The sequence below is a fragment of the Streptomyces sp. IBSBF 2435 genome (assembly GCF_036815005.1).
GTDB lineage: Bacteria > Actinomycetota > Actinomycetes > Streptomycetales > Streptomycetaceae > Actinacidiphila.
This window is the reverse complement of sequence record NZ_JAJSYW010000113.1, coordinates 1-22,263: the sequence shown is the minus strand read 5'-3', so window position 1 is coordinate 22,263 and position 22,263 is coordinate 1. Positions and strand designations below refer to the sequence as shown.

Here is a 22,263-nt window from a genome sequence, read left to right as displayed (position 1 = left end):
CCCCAGCCCCGGAAGGACCCCACCCTGTGGTGACCGCACCCGTAGACATCGCCAGAGCCCAACTGCGATGCGCTCAGGCCTCAAACGGTCGAGAATCCCCTCATGGACCCAATCGACGCCGCGAACGCCGTAGTCCAAGCACACCACCCCGACGCACGAGCGGCCTTCCTCGGCGGCAGCGTCATCACGGACCGCCGCACGGCGACCTCCGACCTGGACGTCGTGATCCTGCTGCACGGCGCTCCGGCGCCCTACCGGCTGAGCGTCCACGAGCTCAGCTGGCCGGTGGAGCTGCTCGTGCACACCGAGGAGTCCTGGCACGCCTTTGTCGAGCGCGAGATAAGCAATCGGAGGTCTCCGCTCATGTGGATGTGCACAAACGGCGTCCTGCTCTTCGACCGTGACGGGGTCGGCGCACGCATCAGCTCCCATGCAAAGTCGCTGGCCGCTGCCGGTCCTCCCACAGTGCCCGTCGAGGAGATCGAAGACCGCCGCTACGCGCTCACCGACCTCCTCGACGACCTCGCAGGTTGCACCGACCAGGGCGAACGCCTCTTCATCTGCACCGAACTCGCCCGCCGCACCGCCGAACTCGCCCTGGCAATCAACACCGCCTGGAACGGCGGGGGCAAGTGGCTGGCCCGCCGCCTCGACGCCATAGCCCCTGGCCTCAGCAAGCGGCTGTACGACGGCGTCCATCAGGCTCTGGAGGGTCGCGTGGAGGTGCTCATCGAGGTCGTGGACGAGGTGCTGCTCCAGGCTGGAGGTCGGCTGTGGGTCGGGTATCGGCGCAGCGGAGCGCGGTGAGTTCCGACGAGAGGCAGCCTCCTGCAGGCTCGTGTACCAGCTGATCACGGGTGCAGCAGTCTGCCCGCGAATGGCGGCCTCGGCTCCGCAAGCCGAGTGGACTACGTTCCGACCGCCACCGCGCCACCACGCTCTCACAGGGGGAGAACCCGCGCCCCGAGAGCGTGCTCACCGCCGCACGTCCGCAGGGGGGCCGAGCAGTTCCAGCGCTTCTTCCCAGCGGAACCGATCAGCGCCTCCGCCCGACTTCGGCGGATGCGGCTCGTAAGAACTGACCATGACGCCCATCCCGCGTAGCCGGACCAGACTCTCCCGGTAAGCGGGATGGGCGGCCATGGCCGAGTTCACGTACGGCAGCACAGCCGTCGGAATGCCCATTCCGTACGCCTCGCAGAGGATGCCCAACGCCAGCGTGTCGGAGACCCCGGCCGCCCATTTGTTGATCGTGTTGAAAGTCGCCGGCACAACGGCGATGGCGTCCGCAGGCGGAAGCGGCCGCGGGTCCCCGGGCGAGCGCCACGCGGACCTGATCGGGTAACCCGTCTGCGCCTCGACGGCCGCGGCATCAATGAAACCGAGCCCCTGCGGGGTGGCAACCACCCCGACGCCCCAGCCGCGGTCCTGCGCCATCGTGATCAGCGTGCCCACGTCCCCCGCGACACCCGCCGCACACACCACGACGTACAGGAACGGCTTCGGTCGCTCGTCCAACGACTCGTTCATAGACGACTCCCTGCTCGACGGCGGAGCACGGGGGTGCGCTCCTTGGGCCGTAACGGCGAACGGACGCAGCATCGTCCATCGCGCCCCTGAGCGGCTCGTGGCATCTCGTCATCGCCCACCGAGCAGGGTCAGAACGTCCTCGGCGCACCCCCAGGACAGCGTGACGCCAGCACCGCCGTGGCCGTAGTTGTGTACCACCAACGTCCCATCTGCCAGCCGATCAGCCTCGACTCGCACCTTGGCTCGGGTAGGCCTGGCCCCGACGCGGCCACCGAGGATTCGAGCCTCGGCCAGCCGCGGCTCCACCTCAGCGCACCTACGCAGGATGGCTGACGCTGCCTCCTCGTCCGGTCCCAAACCGTCCTCACCATCGATCGCCGTGCCGCCGAGTACGACGGTGTTGCCGTGCGGATAGATGCACAGGAGGTCCGGCGACGTGCCGGTGTCCTCGGAGAAGAACTCGGTCAAGCCGGGGTTCGAGACGACGACGTGCTGTCCGCGGATCGGACGCAGGTCGGGGTCCGGTACGAGAGCGCGGGAGCCGAGGCCCGTGCAGTTGATGATCGCCGAGGACGGACCGGCTTCGGCGAGGGAGCCGAGGGTTCGCTGCTCAACGGTTCCTCCGGCCCTGCGGAGGCGCTGCTGGAGGTAGGCAAGGTAGACCGGCATGTCGATGAGGGGCACCCTGAACCGGCAGCCGGCGGTGAATCCAATGGGGAGTTCGCCCGGCTGACACGGACGGAAGCCAGGCAGCGTCATAGCCCAGTCCGGCGCGGTTTCGGCTGTACGGGAGGCTTCGATGCCGCTGGTGAGCCGCACCCCTGTGGCCGGGTCCTGACTCAATGTCCCGAAGACTTCCAGCGACCGTTGACTCCAGTGATCGACCTGGTCCTTCGGCTCTACCAGGTACGGTCCCCACATAGCCCCCGCAGCAAGTGACGTGGCCCCGGGAAGCCGATCACAGACCACATGAATTCGCCAGCCGCTCTCGGCAAGCAGCACCGCCGTGGTCAGTCCGGCCACACCGGCTCCCACGACGACAGCGCGCCTCCCTGAGGTCACGGGACAACCCTGACGAATCGTGACAAAGGGAGGTTCCAGCGCTTCTCGTTCGGATGCCGCACGTTACGCAGACCCCACACCCCGCAGGCCGTAGTACGCCCCCAAGGCGGCCTCGCTGCCGGAGCCGGCAGCGACCATGATGCGCTGGTAGCGGGAGAAGCGCAGGTCACCGGCAGTGAGGATGCGCGGGGGCTGGCGGTCCGGCGGGCAGTAACCGGTGCTGTCGGGCACCAGAGCGCCTTGCGGTGGCCTGGGGGCGCTCCCCAGGTTGAGGTAGGCAGCGTCGGCAGTCCCCGCACCACGGCGGCCATTTCGGCCGAGCCACTCAGCGGTGACCGCCGAAGCACCGCCCACCTGCACCGACAGGCGGGTGACCGGGACCAGGGTGACGCGGGCGTCCTCGCGTACTTCGTCGACCTTGTAGTCGTCCTCCGGCGGATACGCGACAAGGACCGTCGCGTCGAGAGCCGGGTGGGCACGGAGGAAGGTTCCGAGGGGACGATCTGCGCCCAGCACGAGGAGGGAATCGGCAGCCATCTCGGGGACTTCCGCGCCCCAGAGGGTGGGCAGGTCGGAGCCGCTTGCCACCGTCAGCCAGGCGGCGGCCGAGACGCGGACCGGGCCCACGCCGGTGGCCACGACCGCGTAAGAGGCGCTGATAGTGCGGCCGGTGTCCGTCGTGACGGACACGTGGTCGTCGTGGGCACGTACCTCGGTCGCCCGCGCCCCGAGGTCCACCTCGCACCGCGCGGCACGGGTGACGTCCGCCGCAATAGCTGCGGCGAGTTCCGGCCCGCTGGTGTGGCCGCCTACGACGTTGTTGATGGCGGCGATGTGCTGGAGCTTGGCGCACAGGGCATCCGGCTCGATCAGGACCGACCGCATGCCGACGCTCGCGGCCATCACCGCTGCCGCGCAGCCGGCTGGGCCTCCACCGACGATGACCAGGTCCGTGATCGTTGTCATGGGGCTATTCCAGCACCAGGACGTCGAGCTTCGGGACCAGCTGAGTGGCCTGTGCCGATGAACCGGCGGCGACCGTGAGGCTGGAGTCGTGGACGCGACCCTCCGTCGCTGGCGGAGGCATCGGTGAGGGTCCAAGGCGCATAGCCCAGCTCGAAGGCATCTGCCGCAGATCTCAGAATGCAGCTCGCCCCTGTCTCGCACACCATCGAGGGTGCTCCTGCGCCGGTTGTAATGGCCCGGTAGCCAACCACCGTCGAGACCAGTGGCGGCGGTCGTTGGGAGTCCCCTCGCAGCTGGGTGGGTATGCACCGAGGCCATGCCCCATGCGGAGAATTTCCCCATCCCGAGAGCTCTTGGCCTCGGACATGACCGAGGGCCCCCTCAGGAGCCCTCGGCGCTCAACCTCCGAAGGTCTCACCTGCCTCGCGCGATCAACATAATGACCACGATCAACAGGAGTGAAATCGGTTCCATGGCGGACTCCCTCATCAGTGCCCCTTGGGGCGGTGGATGCAGGGAACCGACGGATAGGTAAGCACCACGATTATGCCGCAAGCGCCCTCGGTTGGAGCCGATTTGGCAGCCTTGGGGTTGTGTCGCGGTTCTGAATCCCGCCGGATCTGGTGAGTCCGTCCTGCGACGGCCCCGAACAGCTAGGTAGCGTCAGGAAGTGGCCCGCTCGTCACCTGAGCTTGTGCAACGGTGTGCGCAAACCACTCCAGCACCGCACAGAGCTCACCGCTGTGCGTCGCGAATACCTCCAGGGGGAAGGACGGACGCAGGTCCAGTTTGGCCTCTGCCAGCTCGACTCCCGCAATCGCGTTGAGCCGGCTCATCAGCTCACGCCGCGGCGGCTCGTCATCGAAGGGCGGACGCCGCTTCAGATACTGGAAGACGACCTCTACGGTGCCGGACACCGGGTAGATCCCCAGCGGCCACGTCGTACGGACACCTGACATACCGCTGAGCGGGACTGTGGGGAAACAGCTCGTCTCGGCTGCGCGGCCGTAAGCGAGGTGGCCACCCTGCTGTTCCCAGAAGCGCAGTGCCTCTAGAACGCCGTCTACGGTCTCCTTGGTCTGATTGGCGCGCAGCTGCGTCTCGAAGCGGGCAGCCGCCGACTGCTGCCCGGCGTCATTCCCGGGAGCGGAAGGCACGGCTTCCTCGTCGAGGTCCTTGCCCGTGAGCGCCGCCAAGTCTGAGGCGGTCAACCGATGAGAGCGTCGGGCTCGGCCGGCTTCATCGAAGGGAACACCCTCTGCTTCCAAGCTCGTGCGGGCATCTCCGGACTTCGTTCCGTCCAGCCAACGAAAGCCCGCTGCAACGCGGCCGTCCGCTGTCAGCACTCGGTAGGCGCCGTGAAGTCCGCCCTTCGTGGCCAAGTGCTGACCGACTGGGACGGCATGAGTGCCAATGAGCGCTGCAAGATCGCCGTATGTCGTCCACGTGCCGGCCGGCATGGAGAGGAGAGCAGAGCGCAACTCCTGCCAGCCGGTCCACTCGTCGTCCGCGGGGATCGTCCCGGTGACCGGCCCGGGCCACAGTCTGACTGCCCGGTCAGCGAGCTCATCGGCGCGGGCCAGGATCTCCGTCTGACCCCACCGCTCCTGTTCGGCGATGGCCTGGTTCATGCGCAGGGCGCTGCAGTCCAGGATCTCCTGCTTGCGTCGGAACGGGTGATTGGACAGCTTCGCGTTGTCCGCCGAAAGGGTCAGATTGCCGAGTGTGTGGACGAGCGACGCGTGGAGCTCTTCCGGGGTCTGCCTGTCGTCGGTCTCCTCCGCAAGCAGGTCCAGCCACTGGTGAGCGGGGCTCTGAGGGAGCACGTGCTCCACCGTGAGATCTGCTTTGGCGTAATCAACCGGTTCGCTTCCCCCGTAACTCTCCTCCAGCCGGCGCAGTACGTGGAAGCGCTGGTTGCTGCGACCCGACTTGTAGAAGGGTCGCAAGCGAATCGCCTTGCGGACGGCGTCGTCGTCGGGCCAGACCCGTGCCCCGGTCTTGTTCTTCGACAAGAAGCGGCGGACGGCCTCCCCGGGGTCGTTGTCCTTCTCCAACTCCTTGGGGATCTCCATGAATACGCGGTTGCTGCCCATCGTGGAGTGGCCGGCCAACAGCCGTCGCACCATGTAGCTCTCGGAATAGGCGAGCGCTTGGGCTGCCTGGCTGGGCGTGGTCTGGCCGGCGTCCACGCGGTCGAGGAGTTGAAGCGCCAGCGGGTAGTGCGTCTGGCCTCCCCAGCGGGAGAGGTGCTCAAGGACTTCGCGCAGATCCGGGTCCGGTTCCCGCTCGGGCTGCAGGATGCGCATGAGGCGCTCCGCGCGTCCTGCGAGGGCCGTAATCTCCTTCTCGAGTGCGGCTTCGTCCGTGCTGATGGGTTCCAGGCGCCTCTTCTGGTCGCGGTAGATTTCACTCTGCTTGGCACGACTGTTGCCAGCGACAACCAGGTCGAGCCACACCAGGAGTTCGAGGTTGGCAGGGCCGAGAAGTTCCTGCATCGGCAGCCAGCGATTGCGGTAGACCCACTCGCCGCGCGTCGGCAGACACATGAAGACGTAGTTGCGCAGCAGATCGCTCTGGCTGAGTCCCACGCCGGTGTTGTTGATGGACTCGAAAATCCGATAGACGTTGTCGCCCTCGGCGGCGGTGATCTCGACGACCGACAGCAGACCGCCCAGGACGGCCTCCACCACATCTGTCCACGCCTCACCTCCGTTCTCCTCCCCGTCGGTCAGTGCCGTCAGGAAGAAGCGGTAAGCGGCGCCCACGTTGCCGGGCCCGCTCGCCTTGGGCCAGGTCTCGATACAGCCGATGAACGCGTCTCGGTCCGCTTGCGTGGGCAGTAGGCGGTAGTGGTCATCACCGCTTCGGTACTTGTTGACCAGGACCAAGTCATGGATGCGCTCGGCTTTCTGCTCCGCTCCGCGCGCACGGTGGCGGTCACGCAAGGCCGTGAACGCGAGCATCAGGGTGGTCAGCCGCTGCTGCCCGTCGACAACGAGCCAGCGCTGCATCCCTCCCGCAGTGATCCGACCGGGTGCCAGCACGACGGAGCCGAGGAAGTGCGCCGTCGGAGTTCTCCCCTCCGACTGGTCTTCGACCAGCTCCAGCACGTCGTCCCAGAGCTGCTGCAGGTGCTCCCGTTCCCAACTGTAGGTGCGTTGATACAGCGGCACTTGGTACTGCTTCTCGCCCTGGACGAGGTTCTTGAACGTGGTCTCCTGAGCGTGCACACGAATACCTCTTCCAGGCAGGTCTCGATCGGCCTCCATAGTTCCACTGCCACAACGGCCCAAGACCGAAAACAGGACAACTACCCAGAGGGTCGCTCCTGCAACGGAGTAGGACCACCTACACCTTGGTGTCGACAGGCGGCCGCGGACCCACAGGTAGGGACAAGACAACTCGGGCTACGCCGGAAGCGGAACGATCCCCACTGGGCGGCCATCGTTCCACCATGGTGACTATGCTGAAGCGAGTAGCCGTCCTCTCTGACATCCACGGAGTCCTGCCCGCCCTGGAGGCTGTGCTCGACGAACCAGAGGTGCGCGCTGCGGACCGCATCGTGCTCACCGGCGACATCACAGCAGGCCCGCAACCAGTGCAGGTACTGGACCTGCTGAACGCCCTCGGAGACCGTGTCGCCTGGGTCAGTGGGAACGCCGACCGCGAGCTCCTCGAATACCGCCGCGGCCGACGCGACACGATCACCGACCCGATCGCGCCCTGGGCTGCCGAACAACTGCGCACGGACCATCTCGAACTCCTCACCCGCCTGCCGCAATCGCTCTCCCTGCTTCTGCAAGGCCTGGGGAGGGTCCTGTTCTGCCACGCCACCCCTCGGGACGACGAGGAAGTCGTCCTGGTCGACTCCCGTCTCGACCGCTGGCAAGAGGTCTTCAGCGAACTCGAGTCCGACATCCGCACGGTGGTCCTCGGCCACACCCATATGCCGTTCGTCCGACTCGCACACGGCCGGCTCGTCATCAACCCGGGCAGCGTCGGTATGCCCTACGGACGAGCTGGAGCCCACTGGGCGCTCCTTGGCCCCGGCGTCGAACTGCGGACCACGGACTTCGACATCGAAGCCGCGATCACCCAAGTGACCAGGGAATCCTCCTACCCCGAAATCAACCAGTGGGCCAGCTACTTCCTCCGAGGCCAGGCGACCGACGCGGACGCTCTCGCAGCCTTCGGCCCACGTGACGGACGCAGCGCAGGCGGAGGCAGAGCGGAGGGACATTGAGCGCGCCAGGGCGGCCAAGCCTCGGGCCGTTCGCGGACGGCGCGAGAGCCCGCGCTCTCGAAGGACAGGCCCTGGCGCTGAAAGGGGTGGACTGGTGGAATCGCGACTGCGGACTGTCTGGTCCAGCGGGAAACGCATCCCAGATCTCGCCTCAGCCTGACGGCGGACGCTCCACCGCTTCCGGAACGACGAAGGCCTGTACTGCACTCGGCGGCACGGCGGCTCCACGCGCTGGACTGGCTGCGGTGGCGTGTCGGTCACATAAGTTACCAAAATCACACAAAGGAGCCGACGGCATACGCGACCCGAGCGGGGCTGCGGTCCGCTTCCCACCCGCCGCACGCGCCACATCCACCAAAGTTGCCCCAGATAAAAAGATCATGAGGTCATGAAAAATCTTCTCTTGCTTCCCTGGTGAGATTATCCTAGACTCATCACATCAACAATGAGTCAACCGCTTGGGGGAGTCATGACCACATCTAGCGATTTTGAGCCCGAGTCACCAGAGTTCTCTACGTGGACCGACCTCGACAAAGCCGTCAAGTCCAACGGCGGCGTCCTTCGCGTAGCGATGTGGGCACTTCGTGACATCGATGGTTATGGTCGCCTTGGCGTTCGTGTCCTCACCAACATTCACGCCAAACTCGCCGACATCGGGGTGGGGCACCTCCCCTCCGATCTGCCCAACAACCAGAACCAGAGCGTCGTCCTCTACAAGGTGGGCAGCGAAGCGGGGGCTGTCGTGGCTGCCGTCCGCAACGGCAGCAGTACTGGTGATGCGGAATCAGCCCTTCGCCGACTGAACACTTCGGACGCAGTGCAGGCAGAGAAGGCCAAAGACGCCAAACTTGCGGATCTCGCCGATAAGGTCGACGAGCTAGAGAAGGTACTCGCCAGCATGCGTGCGATCTTCACTGAAGAGTGAACGGGAATCGGTCGGTGACACCGAAGCGTCGCGTTCGGTGTCACCGACCGTGTTTGGCATTCGTCTCAACGACATCCAGCCCGTGCGAACAGAAGCCGGTTGAGCGCATCAACCGGTGAGGTCGGATGCATGCCCAGCCGGGCGTCGAGCGCGGCCTCCCACTGCGCGGTGAGGCCGGCCATCAGCCGCTGACGCATTGCCGGAGTGACGTGGGCGTACCGTGCCGACACCGAGCCGTCGAAGTGGCCCATGCGGTCGTCCATGAGGACCTTCTCCGTGCCCAGGTCCTCCATCACCGTCCGATGGGTGTGCCGCAGGCCGTGAGGCGTGAGCCCCCTCGCAACCGGCGCCCAGCATGCATCGGCCCGCCCCTGGGAGTTGCGTCCCCGCACCGGGATGCCCGGCCAGGGCTCACCGACGAGCGGCACAGGTCGGGACCCACCCCTCGCCGGGTACCGCCCCGAGACTGCCGGGGCGAACAACCACGTGGCGAAGCTGCTGCGGCGCCAGTGCGGGGTGTGCCCGACGATGGTGCCGCCACGTACGAAGCCAAGGTCGGCGATGGCCTTCTCCACGCGGGTACGGGTGGCTTCGGTGACGCGGTCCGGGTGGTTGAGGACGTTGGACACGGTGCCGGCGGACGTACCGGCCCGCCGGGCGACATCGACGAGCTTCGCGCCGTGGTGGCCTCCGGTACGGGCTGCCCGCTGGCCACGGAAGACGTACGTCTTGCCGTGGCAGGAGCAGGGGGTCGGCTTGGTCCGGGCGATGTGGTCGGCCAGCAGTGCCCTCAGCCAGGGCGGCAGGTCGATGGTGCGGTAGCTGTCGTCCTTGGGCGGGCAGCGCACCATCTCGCCGTCGTCGAGCTGGTACAGCTGCCATTCGACGCGGATGGCGCCGGGGCGTACGAAGCCGGTCTCCAGACCGACGACTTCGCCCCAGCGCATGCCGGTGAAGGCCATGAGCACCACGGCGACGAACTCGTCGTCACGCCCGGACAGGAGGGCGGCCCGCTCGGCGATGAGCAGGGCGCCGAGCGGATCGGTGATGGCCTTCTCCGGCCCACGGTTGCGGGAGCGGCCGGCGCGCTTGCCCCGCCCGCGCCGGGTCGTGGCCGGGTTGGCTTCGATGAGGCCCTCATCGACGGCGTCGGCCAGGATGAGGTGGAGCACCGCCCGCCAGGTCTTCACGCTGGTGGCGGCGTACTGCGCTTTCTCCTTCTTCTCCCACAGCGCGACGTCGGTCCGGAGGATGCCGCCGAGCGCCTTGTCCTCGAAGTCCGGGAGCAGGTGCTCCTCGATGTGGCGCCGGTAGTTCTGCATGGTCGAGGCAGCCAGGTCTTGGGCGGCGTACCAGCGGCTGGCGTACTCGCCGAACGTCTCCTGTCCGAGTCCCGGATCGCGCCACTTGCCGCGCCGGAACGCGAACTCCGCCTCGTCCGCTGCCCGTTTTGCTTCCCGTTTGGTCGGGAACTTGACCACCGCGCCCGCCGTGTCGACGACGGTGCCGTGCTTTCCTGGCGCGATCTTGAACCGGCCGCGCCAGTAGCTTCCCCGCTTCTCCGCGAAACCCATGGGTCCTCCTCTCCAGTGTCGCTCTACGCGGCCGTACCGAACTGGTCGCGGCGCAGCCGACGGGGAGAACGCGCACGAAGGCGTTCCGCCTGGGCCGGATGGGCAGTCCTGGACGCGGATGGCCGGGGAACCGGCCTCCGAGTGGCCACCTCGGGCTCCGGCATCCGCGCCGGTCGCTCCTCGTTGAGGCGGATGATCTCGACGAGGTGCTCGGCGGTGAAGCGGTACGCGCGGCCGACCCGCGTGAAGGGGATGAGGCGTCGGCGGGCACGGTCCTGGACCCACCAGGCGGAACAGCCGAGGACGTCGGCTATCTCCTCGGGGCAGTAGAGACGAGGCAGCGGGGCCTCGTGGTGGGGGCGTTCAGGCATGGGCGGTCGCCTCCTCCGCGCGGGCGCGGGCAGGGGAGGTCGCGGGCATGGCGGGGTGACGCACGGGGTGTCCTGTTCTGGCGGCATTGGGAGCGGCAACTCCGCGGGCTCGCCGGTGTGGTGCTCGGGGATGGGCGGTGCGGTGCGGGGGTTTCGAGTCGGGGCTATTCGGTGTCCTTCTGGTCGGGGCTGGGGCGGTTGCGCAGTTGGTGCGGCTGGGGCAGGCCGATGAGTTCTTCGGCGACGGCGAGGGACGCGGCGGCTTCGGCTTCTTCGCGGACGTCGGGGTGTTCGTCGAGGTAGGCGTCGAGGGCGTCGCGGGCCTGGGCGGCGGCGAGGCTGGCCAAGTGGGAGGCGCGGTAGGCGCGTCTGATGTCCTCGACCAGCTCTGTCGCGCGGGCATGGGCGGCGAGCCTGGGGGGGCCGACGAGGTTGGCCAGAGAGATGCCGAAAACCTCGGCGAAGCCGAGGGCATCATCGACGGTGACCCTGCGCTGGCCGTTCTCGATCCGCCAGACCGCGGAGGGGTTCATCTCGTAGCCGGCGGCGTTGAGGCGGTCGGACAGGGCGTTCGTGCTCCAACCGCGGGAGTCCCGTTCGAGCTTGATGCGCACCGCGATGTTCTCCTCGCCGGCGAGCTGGTTGACGCTCGGGCCTGGCAGGTCCTCCTCGTTGTCGCCCACCACCGCTCCTTCCGTTCGTAGTACCTCGCTGCAATCCGCAGGGAGACTACTAGGATACATGCCGTTCTGCCGATTGCAAGCAGTTGCTGCGATCGGCAGAGATGCGGTATTGTCCTACCATCCCCCGCACCCTGCCCACCGACCCCCGAACACGACAAAGCCCCCGGCGCTGACACGCCGGGGGCTGAAGCAGAACCCTCGAAGACCGCCCATCCCTGAACGACCACGACCGGCATTCGGCCCCGGGATTGCCGTCCCGAAGCCCGCCAGGAGAGGAACTCCGTGAACCAGCGTACGGCCCCGCTGGCCGTATCCGCACCCCCGTCCCCCCAGCTGGCCCCGAAGACGGGGTGCTGAGGCATGGCCCGGATACGCACCATCAAGCCCGAAGCCTTCGCCTCGGAGTCCCTGGCCGCGGTGTCCCTGTCGGCCGAGCGGACCTTCTTCGGCCTGCTCACCCAGGCCGACGACCACGGCCGCTTCCGCGACCAACCCGCCGTCATCGCCGGACTGCTGTGGTCGCTCCGCCCCGACCACGGCCCCCTCGGCGTCGAGGACGACCTCACCCAGCTCGCCGCCGCCAACCTCATCTGCCGCTACGAAGGCGACGACGGCAAGCAGTACCTGCACATCGTCACCTGGCACCGCCACCAGAAGATCAACCGCCCCAGCGGCGTCCGCGCACCCGCCTGCCCCCGCCACGAGGCCACCGGGAGCAGCGAGCCTTCACGGCAGGGTCAACGAGCCCTCCGAGAGGAGCCAGTGAGCCCTCACGGAGTCCTCTCCGAGGGCTCGCGGCAGACCCACGAGCCCTCACCGAATCGCGAACCAGCAGGTCAGACGGGATTCGGCGAGCCTTCATCGAGGGCTCACGGAGAACTCAGTGAGCCCTCGATGAGCCCTCAGGGTCCGGATCTAGGACCTAGGATCCTGGACCTAGGATCAATCCCTTCGGGGGGCGCGAGCGCCCCCGCGCCCAGCCCCACCGTCTCGGCGAAGCAGCTCATCGGCGAGTACGTCGCGGCGTGCGCCCACCGCCCGCCGGAGAAGGTCCTGGGGCACCTTGGCCGGGAAGTCCACCAGCTCCTGGGCGAAGACATCGCCGCCGTCCACATCCGCGCCGGACTGGACCGGCTCCGGGCCAAGGGGCTGAGCCCGAGCGTTCTGCCGAGCCTGGTCAACGAAGCGATGAACGCCACCCCGCCGCAGGCCAACCCCCGCACGCCGCACCGCGCGTGGACCAATCCGGCCGACATCGAGAACGCATACGGCGGTGACCTGTGACCACCGCCACCCGCGAACCGCGCACCGCCGCCGGGGCGGTGAGCCGTATCACCGCGATCCTGGCTGCCCGAGGCATCGACCCGCGAGCCGAGGTCGTCCGGGAGCCGGACCCTGTCACAGCGCTGCAGCTCGCCGACGCCCGCATCCCGCCCCGCTACCGGGGCGCGCTGGCCGACCACCCGCGCATCACCGCCTGGACCGACGAGATCGCCCGCACCGGCCGGCGCGGACCGGGCGGCGTACCCGGCATCGCGACGGGGCCGTCGCTGCTGATCGCCGGACCCACCGGCACCGGCAAGACCCACCAGGCCTACGGCGCCGTACGTGCCCTGCTCGCCGCCGGTGTCCGGCTGCGCTGGGAGGCGACGACCGCAGCCGACCTGTACGCCGCCCAGCGCCCCCAGCAGGGCAGCGACCCTGAGCAGCGGCTCTGGCGCCTGGCCCGCAGCCCGCTCCTGCTGCTGGACGACCTCGGCGCGGCCAAGCAGTCCCCGTGGACCGAAGAGTTGACCTACCGCCTGGTCAACCACCGCTACAACCAGCTCCTGCCGACGCTGGTCACCACCACCCTGCCCGTCGCCGAGCTCCGCGACGCCGTCGGCGACCGCGTCGCCTCCCGCCTCGCCGAGATGACCGACCGCGTCATCCTCACCGGCCACGACCGCAGAAGAAACCTCGCCGGATAACCGGCCCCGGGCCCCCCGCGGACCCGCCGTCGCGCCACCCCCCGCCTCGCTCCTCGCTGACGCCTGCCCGCGCGCGGAAGCAGAACCCACACCGGAGATCCCGCATGCCCCCGAACACCCGCACCACAGCCCACCAGGCAACCGCCTGGGACCGCGCAGCCGTCGCGCTCCTCGGCGCCGCCGGCTGCACCCTCTCGTACGACGCCCTGCAGCAGATCGCCATCGCCATCCACATACGCCCCGCCCTGACCTACCTCTTCCCCCTGGTCATAGACGGCTTCATCGCCTACGGCGTCCGCGCCCTCCTCGTCCTGCGCAACGCCCCCTTCCGCGCCCGCCTCTACATCTGGACCCTCTTCGCCACCGCCACGTTGGCCAGCGTCTGGGCCAACGCCCTCCACGCCGTCCGCCTCAACCAGCAGACCCACACCACCGGCCTCCACCTGGACGACACCACCGCCGGCATCCTGTCCACCATCGCCCCACTCGCCCTCGCAGGCGCCGTCCACCTCCACATCCTCATCACCCGCGCCGACGCCTCCTCGCCGACGACCGGCACCGTCGCACAGTCCGAGACCGTCGAGCATCAGCACGAGACTCCCGGCGGCCCCGAGCAGGAGATCCAGCACGCCCGACCGGTCCTCGCCCCGGCACGCCACGGAAAGGACCACCCGGTCCGCCGTATCGGCAGGCCGCCCAGCGCGGAACTCGACGAACTTCTCGCCCTCGCCCGCCCCGCCTTCCGCCTGCACGAAACCCCCACCCGAGCCGTGGTCCGCGAGGCCATCCGCACCGCCGGCCACACGATCAGCGAGGACCGCCTCACCCAGCTCATCGCCACGCTGCGCCGCGAACGCGACAGCCACTGACCGGAAGTCTCCCCAGCTCACCCCGCAGACCAGCCAGGCTGGTCCGCCCAACCGGTCAACACCGGAAGCGGGGGGGGGGGGGGGGGGGGGGGGGGGGGGGGCGCCCCCCCCGCCCCCCCCCCCCCCCCCCCCCCCCCCCCCCCCCCCCCCCCCCCCCCCCCCCCGCCCACAGGCCCTCTCCACACGGCCTGCCGGAAGCTGATCCCGTTCAGTTACTGAACAGGCGGGCCGTTCAGCAACTGAACAGAGGCCGTGTTCACAAACTGAACGGACGCCCCTCGCCTCGTCCCGCCACGGAACAAGAACTCCGTTCCGCCACGGAACCCGCTGCCCGCGACGGAAGAAACAACAGCGCCCCAACCCCTCAGCACGAGGCTGGCGACGCAGCGGCGTCCGGTCCGACCCATCCACACACACCCCATCGCCGAAACGAGCGCCCTGATGTCCTTCCGCAACGAAACCCCCGCCATCCCCACTCCACGTACCCGCCCTGTCCGCGACGAGACCAGTACCGCCTACGCCCACTCCCCCAACGGCCCGGAGACCACCGAAAGCCTAGCCACCAACGAAGCAAGTTGTGCGTTCGGACACTCCCCCGTCGGGGGAGCGCCCTGCACGCGGTCCTGCGCCCCGGGGGTCACGCAGGACCCCGGCCGCCAGGGGGCGACCGGCACGGGGTGTGGGGCCGAGGGCGGCCCCGCATCAAGGACAGTCCCGACGCGTACGGGACCGCAGCGACGCACCCGTACGCGCCAGAACAAGCAGCGCGACGCCGTCAGCGTCCGCCTCAGCACCACCGAACGCACCCGAGTGAAAGCCGCCGCCGACCACACCGGCGCGAGCCTCGCCAAGTTCATGGCACAGGCATCCCTCGCAGCCGCCCACGACATCAACCGCGTCGCGGCGAACCTGCTCGACCTGCGCGGCACCATCCGCGAACTCATCGGCGCCCGAACCGACCTGGCCCGGATCGGCAACAACATCAACCAGATCGCCCGCGCCATCAACTCCGGCGGCGGCCCCATCGGCGCCGAGGCCGCCCTCGCCGACGTCCGCCGCGTCGCCGGACGCCTTGAAACCGCCGCCCAGACCCTGGCCGACCGCGCATGATCCCTTCCATCCACAAACCCGGCTCCAACACCGCCGGCGCGATCAGCTACCTCTACCGCACCGGCCGCGGCCACGAAGCCCACACCGACCCACACCTCGTCGCCTCCTCCGACGACCTCGCCCCCGACCCCGCCCGCAACCCGGAGGCCACCTTCAAGCAGCTCGCCGCCTACCTGGACCTGCCCGTCGAAGCCGTCGACCCCGCCGAGCGCCCTAACCAGCACGTCTGGCACTGCTCAGTCCGCGCCGCCCCCGAAGACCCTGTGCTCACCGACACCCAGTGGGCCGACATAGCCCGCCGCATGGTGCACGCGACCGGCATCGCGCCCGAAGGTGACGATGGCGCCTGCCGCTGGATCGCCGTCCGCCACGCCGACGACCACATCCACATCCTGGCCACCAAGGTCCGCCAGGACGGCACCAAGCCCCGCGACTCCTACTCCTACAAACGCGCCCAAGCAGAAGCCCGCCAGATCGAAGCCGACTACGGCCTGCGCCGCGTCACCCCCGGCGACGGCACCGCAGCCAAACGCCCCACCCGCGCAGAAGCCGAAAAGGCCCACCGCACCGGCCGCCAGCGCACCCCGCGCGAACAGCTCCGCGCCACCATCCGCACCGTCGTGGCCGTCTCCACCAGCCAAGAGGAGTTCTTCCATCTCCTGGCCAGCAGCGGCATGAAGATCGAAGTGCTGCGCTTCCCGTCCGGCGACATCCGCGGCTACAAAGTCGCCCTCGACGGCGACACCAACGCCGGAGGCCAGCCCATCTGGTTCTCCGGCTCCACTCTCGCCCCCGACCTGTCCTACCCCCAGATCCGCACCCGCCTCACCGCCACCGAACCGATCACGGCAGCCGGTGCCCGCCGACCCAACCCCTGGCACCAGGCCACCGCCGCCACCGAACGCATCCCCCAACACCTCGACCAAAGCGACGACCCGGCTTCCCAAGCTCAGATCGCCGCCTTTGCCGAAGCCCTCGACGCCCTCCCCGTCCGAGCTCCCGCGCATCTGCGACCCCAGCTCCGCCGGGCCGCCCTGGACTTCGAACGCGCCAGCCGCTCCCGCATCCAAGCCGAGCACCAGCACGCCCGAGCCCTACGAGGCGCCATCCGCGCCATAGCCAGGCAACCCACCGCCGGCGACGGCGCTGGACTGGCGATGTTCCTCGACGCCGCGATCCTCGCCGCGCTCGCCATCCAACGCTGGCACTCCGCCCGCCACCACAACCAGCAAGTCGAGGCCACCCGCCGCACCCTCACCGACCTGCAAGCCGTCTACGCCCAAGCCGCCAGCGCTCCCTTGGCCGCCCTGACCGCCCGCCGCCCACTCGGCCCCGTCGTGGAGAACCGCGCCGAAGAAGTCCGCCAGACCATCCCGGCACACGCCGACCACATCCTCGGCGACCCCGCCTGGCCAGCGCTCGCCACCGCCCTGACCGACGCCGAGGCCGCTGGCCACGACCCCAAACGGCTCCTCGAACAAGCTGCTGACCAACGCACGCTGGCCGACGCGCGATCCCCCGCCCAAGTCCTCACCTGGCGCATCCAACGCCTCGCCCAACGGCAGGTCCCCAGTCCCCGAGCCCAGGCTGCTATGGCCCGCAGTACAACGGCACGCCCCACCGCGGGCGTCACACCCATTTCGGCGACGCCGGCACCGGGCGGTCCGTCCACGCCCGGTAACCGTCAGCGCCGCTGAATGCATAGGGGGCGTTCAAAAGAGGACTGCGTCCTGACCGCGTGCACCGTTCTTGTCCTGGGCCGGGATGGTCGGCTCGCGGTCGTTCTGCAGTATCCACAGGTCGTGGAAAAGTCCGGGGGTGTCGCGGAGCTGGGTGAAGGTGCCGTACTGGACGATGCGGCCACGGTCGAGGACGGCGATCTTGTCGGCGACGGCGACGTTCGTCAGGCGGTGAGTAACTAGGACGACGGCGTGGTCGGCGGCGATACGGCGCAAGCCGGTGAAGATGCGATGTTCGGCGCGGGGGTCGAGGGCGGCGGTGGGTTCGTCCAGGACGAGCAGGCCGGCGTCCCGGTGGAAGGCGCGGGCCAGGGCTATGCGCTGCCACTGGCCGCCGGACAGTTCCTGCCCGCCCCACCACTCGCGGGCCAGTAGCGTGTCGAGTCCGGAGCGCAGTGCGGTGACGACCTCGTCGGCGCCGGAGGCCTCGGTCGCGGACCGTACGGTGCTGTCGGCCCCCGGGAGCGGCTGGCCGAGGGTGATGTTGTCGCGTGCGGTCAGCGGCCACTTCGCGTAGTCCTGGGGTACGACCGCGACGCGAGCCCAGGCCGCGTGCGCGTCCAAGGTGCGGATGTCGGCGCCGTCCCAGGTAACGCTGCCGCTGGTGGGAATGTAGAGGGCGGACAGGAGCTTGCTCAGCGTGGTCTTGCCCGAGCCGTTCTCACCGACCAGAGCGAGGACTTCGCCGCGCCGCACCTCGAGGGTGATGCCGTCCAGGGCGGGCTGGTCGGCGTGCGGGTAGGTGTACGACAACCGGTTCGCGCGTACGACCTCCGGTCCGGCGGGAACGCCGTCGCCACGGTTGATGCGGTGGCCACCGGCTTCGTCGAGGAAATCCGACCAGTCGTCGAGGTACATCCCCGTGCGGAAGATGATCGCGCCGTAACCGACGATGCCGTGCAGCCCGACGGCAACCGAGCGCAGGGCGAAAGTGGCGGTGCCCGCGGACGCGACGGAAATGCGACCAGTGCCGATGAGGAAGAGCAGCGCGGCCCAGACCACGCCTGCGGCAAGTCCCCCGGCCAGGCTGCCGATGAGCGACATCTTCGCCGCGCGCCAGGCAGCGCGGTCGGTGGCGGCGTCGACGCGGGCGCCGGCGGCCCGGTAGCGGCCGAGCAGGAAGTCGGCCATGGTGCCGGAGCGGATCTGGTCGGCGTGCTGCTTGTCGACCAGGTTCCAGCGCAGGATGCCCAGCAGGCGGCGGTCCTTCATCGTGTCCAGGGATGCCAGATACGTCAGGCGTGCCCCCTTCACGCCGGCCACCGCCTGCGGGAGCGCGGCCAGCACGAGCAAAGGCAGCAGCACCGGGTGGACGCTGGTCAAGACGGCCGAGGCGGCGACCAGGGAAGCGGCCGAGGCCAGGATGTTCTGTGACTGGTTGAGCATGTCCTGCGAGACCTCGACACCCCGATCGGCCGCATCCCAGCGGTCGTTGAAGCCCGGGTGATCGTACGCGGCCAGCTCCGCGTGGGTCGCCGCGTCCAACAGCCGCAGCTCCGCCTCCCGGGATATCCGCGGGGACAGGCGGGTCGACAGCCCGCCGACGGCGATGCCCAGCACTGCGCGCACACCGGCCGCCGAGGCGAGCAACACCAGAGACCGTGCGGCCTGGTGCAGGCGCTCGACGATGTGGCCCGACGCAATGACCGCGGTGATGGTGCCGGTCAGGGCCAACAACCCGAGCGCTTCCAGCACCCCGGACAGCACCTGACAGATCAGCAGTGCAATCACCGCGTTGCGGTCGACATGCCAGGCCATCTGAAGCGCGCGGCCCACCAGTTGGGGCAGCCGACGGGCCATCGCCCGCAAGGTGATCGCGTGACCGGCCTCCAGCCGCCGATCCCCCGGGAACTCGAGCCGCATCTCTTCCGGCACCGGGGTCCGGCTCTTGCCAGGCTCGCTTTCCGCGCCCTGCCGCTGCGAACCTAAATGCGCCTTTTCCGCCATGAGGTGTCCGCCTTCCGCCGTTTTATCTGCCGGTCGTCAGCTGGAGCAGTTGTTCCTCGACGTCGCCGAGGTGGGACTGGATACGCGCGACGGTTTCGTGCTTGTGGTCCCATCCCAGTAGCCGGTGAACACCGCCGCCGCTTCGGGAGGCCCGAAAACGACAGAACGATGAACCACGCGGTCCACCCTCTAGGCCTGCCGGCACCACGGCGGCAGAGCGTCTCACCGTACACATCGCGTCGGCCCGTCGTCGGGGCGCCTGAGCAAGCTCGTTCCTCGACTGCGGGAGGTCGTGACCACCCTCCGGCGCCGGCTTCCAGGGTCATGCATCGTGGAACCCCCGGTCGCGTTCGATGTCGGTGACGCGGGTCGCGGCCACATCGCATTCGATCTGTGCTGCCGTGACGTAATGCGCGACCACCTCCTTGCCGAGCAGGTCTGCTGCGGTCGCGCTGTCGCGGAAGGCGTCCACGGCGGGTTGGATTGTGGAGGCCAGCGCAGGGGAGTCGGTGGTGTAAGCGTTGCCGGTGATCGCGGATGGCGGTTGCAGTTCGCGGGCGATGCCGAAGCGGCAGGCAGCGAGTACGGCAGCTACGGCGAGGTAGGGATTGGCGTCGGCTCCCGCAAGACGGATCTCCAGGTGGAGACTGCTCCCGTGGCCGGTAACGCGTACCGCGCAAGTGCGGTTGTCCCACCCCCAAGTGGCCCGGGTGGGTGCGAACGAGTGTGGGCGCAGCCGCTTGTAGGAGTTTGCCGTCGGGAGCAGAAGCGGCAGCAGCTGGGGCAAACCCTCTACAAGCCCGGCGACCGTGTGGGCGCCCGTCGCGGACAGGCCTCCGCCTTCTGTCGGGACGACGGGTCGGTCGCCGTCGCGCCAGAGCGAGAGGTGGATATGCATCCCATTGCCGACGCCGGTGACCGGGGCGGCCATGAAAGTGGCGCTGTTCTCCGTCCACGGGGTGACTGTCTTAATGGTGTGCTTGAACACGGCGTGATTGTCTGCCGCCGTCAGAGCCTCGCCATAGTGGAAGGTGATCTCGACCTGGCCGGGTGCGGCCTCGGTTTGACCGCTTCCACCGGCAGCCCCGCTTCGATCAGGAGCTCTTCCATCTCGTGGAGGTACTCACCGACGGCCAGTGGCTGGACGAGGGCGTAGTCGAGATTCCGTCGTGTGAGCGGCTCCATGGTGCGAGGGACCCGATCGCAGCTGCCGCGGTAGACGGTGAATTCGGTCTCCAGGCCGACCTTGGCCGCCAGTCCCAGCTCGGCAAGCCGACCGATCTGATCCCGCAGGACCTGCCGGGGAGCTGTGGCCAGCGGCTGCCCGTGGGAGTCCTGGGCGTCAGCGAGGACCAGCGCACCACCACCGTGCCAGGGCAGGCGACGCAGGGTGCCGAGGTCCGGGACAAGCCGCATGTCGCCGTACCCGGTCTCCCACGAGGCCGCCCCGAAGCCGGGGAGGGGGCGCATCTCGACGTCGGTGGCGAGGAGATACGCGCACGCCTCCGCGGTGCCGGTCAGCAACCGTTCGACGAAACCGCGAGCCTGGTGGCGCTTGCCGACCAGCCGCCCCTGCATGTCCGCAACGGCAAGCGTCACCGTCTCGACCTCGCCGTCGGCGACCGCCGCGCGGAGCTCGTCAGCTGTGATCAAGCCGCCCGGAATCTTCTGGCTGAGCGGTCCCATCACACAATTCCTTCCGCGTACTGGGCCATCTCCTCGCCGCCGGCCAGTTGCGCAGCCTCGTAGGTACGCTGCCCGGCAGTCCGCCACCAGACGGCAGCGAGGATCAGGACGACGACAAGGGCGACAGGGGCGTAGTTGAACGAGGAGAGGGTTACCAGGTGTCCCGCAGGCCTGGTCTGCGGCAGGCAGAACAGCACCGTCACGAACGCCACCCACACCACCGCCGCCCAGCCCACCAGTCTGCTCCACCTGCCCAGGTGCCACGGGCCGCGCTGGAACCTGCGCCCGGCGCGCAGACGCAAGTAGATGGGGATGGCGTACGCCGGGGTGATGCCGATGACGTTGATCGCGGTGACCGCGCCGTACGCGACGGTGCTGTAGAGCGCGGGCAGTGCCAGAACCGCTGCCACGGCGACGGCCAGCCACACCGCCCGGGTCGGTGTGCCCGTCCGGCCCGAGACCCGTCGCCACATGGACGAGCCCGGCAGCGCGCCATCGCGGGAGAACGCGAAGACCATCCGGGAGCAGGCGGCGACCTCGGCGTTCCCACAGAAGAGCTGGGCAATGATCACGATGAGCAGCAGGGCCTTCGCACCGCCGGAGCCGAGCGCGTCGAGGAATATCTGCGCCGGCGGCACGCCGGTCGCCGTGCCTTGCGTCCCGGCGTAGTCCTGGATGGCGTAGGTCAGACCGGCCAGCAGGACGAAGCCCGCGATCCACGACCAGCCGATCGCGTGGACGATGCCGCGCGGTGCGCTGACCTGGGCTTTGGTGGTCTCCTCCGACAGGTGCGCGGAGGCGTCGTAGCCGCAGAAGGTGTACTGCGCGAGGAGCAGGCCGATCAGCAGCACGTACCAGTTGCTCGACCACCCGGTGTCGTTGACGAACGTGGTGAACATGAAGTGCGGGGACTGGTGGTGGGTCGGTACGAGCACCAGGACGCCGACGATCACCGCGACGCCGGTCAGGTGCCACCACACGCTGACCGAGTTGAGGATGGTCACCAGCCGCACACCGAACAGGTTCGATACGGGGTGCAGTAGCAGGATCGCCAGGTAGATCAGCATCGTCTTCCCCGGCGTGGGCATGAAGCCCCACTGGAGGTTGGCGAAAGCGCCCGCGAACAGGGCGCAGCCGTAGTCGATACCGGCGATGGCCCCGAGCAGGCCCAGCAGGTTGAGCCAGCCGGTGTACCAGCCCCACCTCGGGCCGCCCAGGCGGTTGGCCATATCGAACAGGGCGCCGCTGGTGGGGTACGCGCTGGTCACCTCAGCGAGCGCGGCACCGACCAGCATCACCATGGCGCCGACGAACACCCAGCCCCACAGCATCACCGACGGGCCGCCAGTCGCCATGCCGAACCCGTAGAGCGTCATGCACCCGGACAGGACGCTGATCACGGAGAAGCTGATGGCGAAGTTGCCGAAGCCGTTCATCCTCCGGCTCAGCTCCGGCTCGTACCCCAACCGACGCAGCAAGTGGTCATTGAAGCTTCCCCGTTGACCTGGACACCTGGAGACTGGGACCTGGTCCCAGAGGAAGTAGAGCCAGGTGAGCAACAAGCAGGGCAAACGGTACTCGGAGG

General features: G+C 68.8%; 19 protein-coding genes. 8 read left to right on the top strand and 11 right to left on the bottom strand.

From position 1 onward, the window contains the following. Positions 1 to 102: 102 nt before the first annotated feature. Positions 103 to 807 (top strand): nucleotidyltransferase domain-containing protein, encoded by a 705-nt coding sequence (locus V7E46_RS21475; protein WP_333769930.1) that lies wholly within the window; start codon positions 103 to 105, stop codon positions 805 to 807. 168 nt (positions 808 to 975) lie between these two features. Here the strand turns inward: V7E46_RS21475 and V7E46_RS21470 are convergent, their stop codons facing one another. The 4 genes from V7E46_RS21470 to V7E46_RS21455 form a co-directional block, all read right to left on the bottom strand. Then, the gene (locus tag V7E46_RS21470) at positions 976 to 1,530 is read right to left on the bottom strand and encodes a flavoprotein (RefSeq protein WP_333769929.1); all 555 of its coding nucleotides are present in this window, start codon (positions 1,528 to 1,530) and stop codon (positions 976 to 978) included. Between the two features lie 108 nt (positions 1,531 to 1,638). Beyond that, entirely contained in the window at positions 1,639 to 2,592 is a 954-nt protein-coding gene (locus V7E46_RS21465; protein ID WP_333769928.1) for an FAD-dependent oxidoreductase, read from the bottom strand. A 63-nt stretch (positions 2,593 to 2,655) separates the two neighbouring features. Continuing rightward, a complete protein-coding gene (locus tag V7E46_RS21460) occupies positions 2,656 to 3,558 on the bottom strand; it encodes an FAD-dependent oxidoreductase (protein ID WP_333769927.1) in 903 nt (300 codons plus the stop codon). Positions 3,559 to 4,211: 653 nt separating this feature from the next. Continuing rightward, a complete protein-coding gene (locus tag V7E46_RS21455) occupies positions 4,212 to 6,791 on the bottom strand; it encodes a GmrSD restriction endonuclease domain-containing protein (RefSeq protein WP_333769926.1) in 2,580 nt (859 codons plus the stop codon). 233 nt (positions 6,792 to 7,024) lie between these two features. Between V7E46_RS21455 and V7E46_RS21450 the strand changes: the two genes are divergently transcribed. Beyond that, positions 7,025 to 7,804: a metallophosphoesterase family protein gene (locus V7E46_RS21450; protein WP_333769933.1), complete on the top strand. Its 780-nt coding sequence runs from the start codon at positions 7,025 to 7,027 to the stop codon at positions 7,802 to 7,804. A 469-nt stretch (positions 7,805 to 8,273) separates the two neighbouring features. Next, positions 8,274 to 8,729, top strand: coding sequence for a hypothetical protein (locus V7E46_RS21445; RefSeq protein ID WP_333769925.1), 456 nt, complete (start codon positions 8,274 to 8,276; stop codon positions 8,727 to 8,729). Between the two features lie 65 nt (positions 8,730 to 8,794). On the opposite strand, the gene V7E46_RS21440 is transcribed toward V7E46_RS21445, so the two are convergent. The 3 genes from V7E46_RS21440 to V7E46_RS21430 form a co-directional block, all read right to left on the bottom strand. Continuing rightward, positions 8,795 to 10,303 carry a tyrosine-type recombinase/integrase gene (locus tag V7E46_RS21440; RefSeq protein WP_333769924.1) on the bottom strand — a complete coding sequence of 503 codons (1,509 nt, stop codon included), beginning with the start codon at positions 10,301 to 10,303 and terminating at the stop codon, positions 8,795 to 8,797. Positions 10,304 to 10,326: 23 nt separating this feature from the next. Then, on the bottom strand, positions 10,327 to 10,674 hold the full coding sequence (locus tag V7E46_RS21435; RefSeq protein WP_333769923.1) for a helix-turn-helix domain-containing protein: 348 nt from the start codon (positions 10,672 to 10,674) through the stop codon (positions 10,327 to 10,329). 164 nt (positions 10,675 to 10,838) lie between these two features. Further along, positions 10,839 to 11,357: a helix-turn-helix domain-containing protein gene (locus V7E46_RS21430; protein WP_333769922.1), complete on the bottom strand. Its 519-nt coding sequence runs from the start codon at positions 11,355 to 11,357 to the stop codon at positions 10,839 to 10,841. Between the two features lie 360 nt (positions 11,358 to 11,717). Between V7E46_RS21430 and V7E46_RS21425 the strand changes: the two genes are divergently transcribed. The 5 genes from V7E46_RS21425 (at position 11,718) to V7E46_RS21405 (ending at position 17,003) form a co-directional block, all read left to right on the top strand. Further along, complete coding sequence (locus V7E46_RS21425; RefSeq protein WP_333769921.1) at positions 11,718 to 12,641, top strand: hypothetical protein; 924 nt, start codon at positions 11,718 to 11,720, stop codon at positions 12,639 to 12,641. After that, positions 12,638 to 13,327 carry an ATP-binding protein gene (locus V7E46_RS21420; protein WP_333769920.1) on the top strand — a complete coding sequence of 230 codons (690 nt, stop codon included), beginning with the start codon at positions 12,638 to 12,640 and terminating at the stop codon, positions 13,325 to 13,327. The genes V7E46_RS21425 and V7E46_RS21420 overlap by 4 nt, the downstream gene beginning before the upstream one ends. A 104-nt stretch (positions 13,328 to 13,431) precedes the next feature. Beyond that, positions 13,432 to 14,196, top strand: a complete 765-nt coding sequence (locus V7E46_RS21415; RefSeq protein ID WP_333769919.1) for a DUF2637 domain-containing protein — start codon at positions 13,432 to 13,434, stop codon at positions 14,194 to 14,196. Positions 14,197 to 14,637: 441 nt separating this feature from the next. After that, a complete protein-coding gene (locus V7E46_RS33940) occupies positions 14,638 to 15,306 on the top strand; it encodes a MobC family plasmid mobilization relaxosome protein (RefSeq protein WP_443054288.1) in 669 nt (222 codons plus the stop codon). After that, the gene (locus tag V7E46_RS21405) at positions 15,303 to 17,003 is read left to right on the top strand and encodes a relaxase/mobilization nuclease domain-containing protein (RefSeq protein WP_333769917.1); all 1,701 of its coding nucleotides are present in this window, start codon (positions 15,303 to 15,305) and stop codon (positions 17,001 to 17,003) included. The genes V7E46_RS33940 and V7E46_RS21405 overlap by 4 nt, the downstream gene beginning before the upstream one ends. Before the next feature lie 15 nt (positions 17,004 to 17,018). On the opposite strand, the gene V7E46_RS21400 is transcribed toward V7E46_RS21405, so the two are convergent. From V7E46_RS21400 to V7E46_RS21385, 4 genes are all read right to left on the bottom strand, one after another. Next, on the bottom strand, positions 17,019 to 18,992 hold the full coding sequence (locus V7E46_RS21400; protein ID WP_333769916.1) for an ABC transporter ATP-binding protein: 1,974 nt from the start codon (positions 18,990 to 18,992) through the stop codon (positions 17,019 to 17,021). Positions 18,993 to 19,314: 322 nt separating this feature from the next. Next, complete coding sequence (locus tag V7E46_RS21395; RefSeq protein WP_333769932.1) at positions 19,315 to 20,028, bottom strand: glutamine synthetase; 714 nt, start codon at positions 20,026 to 20,028, stop codon at positions 19,315 to 19,317. Next, entirely contained in the window at positions 20,001 to 20,678 is a 678-nt protein-coding gene (locus tag V7E46_RS21390; protein WP_333769915.1) for a hypothetical protein, read from the bottom strand. Before V7E46_RS21390 ends, V7E46_RS21395 begins: the two co-directional genes overlap by 28 nt. Beyond that, positions 20,678 to 22,114: an amino acid permease gene (locus V7E46_RS21385; RefSeq protein WP_333769931.1), complete on the bottom strand. Its 1,437-nt coding sequence runs from the start codon at positions 22,112 to 22,114 to the stop codon at positions 20,678 to 20,680. Before V7E46_RS21385 ends, V7E46_RS21390 begins: the two co-directional genes overlap by 1 nt. Between the last annotated feature and the right edge of the window lie 149 nt (positions 22,115 to 22,263).

Bases quoted from the DNA above. Each gene is read 5' to 3' on its own strand.
- V7E46_RS21475 (WP_333769930.1), top strand. From the start codon at position 103: ATGGACCCAATCGACGCCGCGAACGCCGTAGTCCAAGCACACCACCCC.
- V7E46_RS21470 (WP_333769929.1), bottom strand. From the start codon at position 1,530: ATGAACGAGTCGTTGGACGAGCGACCGAAGCCGTTCCTGTACGTCGTG.
- V7E46_RS21460 (WP_333769927.1), bottom strand. From the start codon at position 3,558: ATGACAACGATCACGGACCTGGTCATCGTCGGTGGAGGCCCAGCCGGC.
- V7E46_RS21450 (WP_333769933.1), top strand. From the start codon at position 7,025: ATGCTGAAGCGAGTAGCCGTCCTCTCTGACATCCACGGAGTCCTGCCC.
- V7E46_RS21445 (WP_333769925.1), top strand. From the start codon at position 8,274: ATGACCACATCTAGCGATTTTGAGCCCGAGTCACCAGAGTTCTCTACG.
- V7E46_RS21440 (WP_333769924.1), bottom strand. From the start codon at position 10,303: ATGGGTTTCGCGGAGAAGCGGGGAAGCTACTGGCGCGGCCGGTTCAAG.
- V7E46_RS21435 (WP_333769923.1), bottom strand. From the start codon at position 10,674: ATGCCTGAACGCCCCCACCACGAGGCCCCGCTGCCTCGTCTCTACTGC.
- V7E46_RS21425 (WP_333769921.1), top strand. From the start codon at position 11,718: ATGGCCCGGATACGCACCATCAAGCCCGAAGCCTTCGCCTCGGAGTCC.
- V7E46_RS21415 (WP_333769919.1), top strand. From the start codon at position 13,432: ATGCCCCCGAACACCCGCACCACAGCCCACCAGGCAACCGCCTGGGAC.
- V7E46_RS33940 (WP_443054288.1), top strand. From the start codon at position 14,638: ATGTCCTTCCGCAACGAAACCCCCGCCATCCCCACTCCACGTACCCGC.
- V7E46_RS21405 (WP_333769917.1), top strand. From the start codon at position 15,303: ATGATCCCTTCCATCCACAAACCCGGCTCCAACACCGCCGGCGCGATC.
- V7E46_RS21400 (WP_333769916.1), bottom strand. From the start codon at position 18,992: ATGGCGGAAAAGGCGCATTTAGGTTCGCAGCGGCAGGGCGCGGAAAGC.
- V7E46_RS21390 (WP_333769915.1), bottom strand. From the start codon at position 20,678: ATGGGACCGCTCAGCCAGAAGATTCCGGGCGGCTTGATCACAGCTGAC.
- V7E46_RS21385 (WP_333769931.1), bottom strand. From the start codon at position 22,114: ATGAACGGCTTCGGCAACTTCGCCATCAGCTTCTCCGTGATCAGCGTC.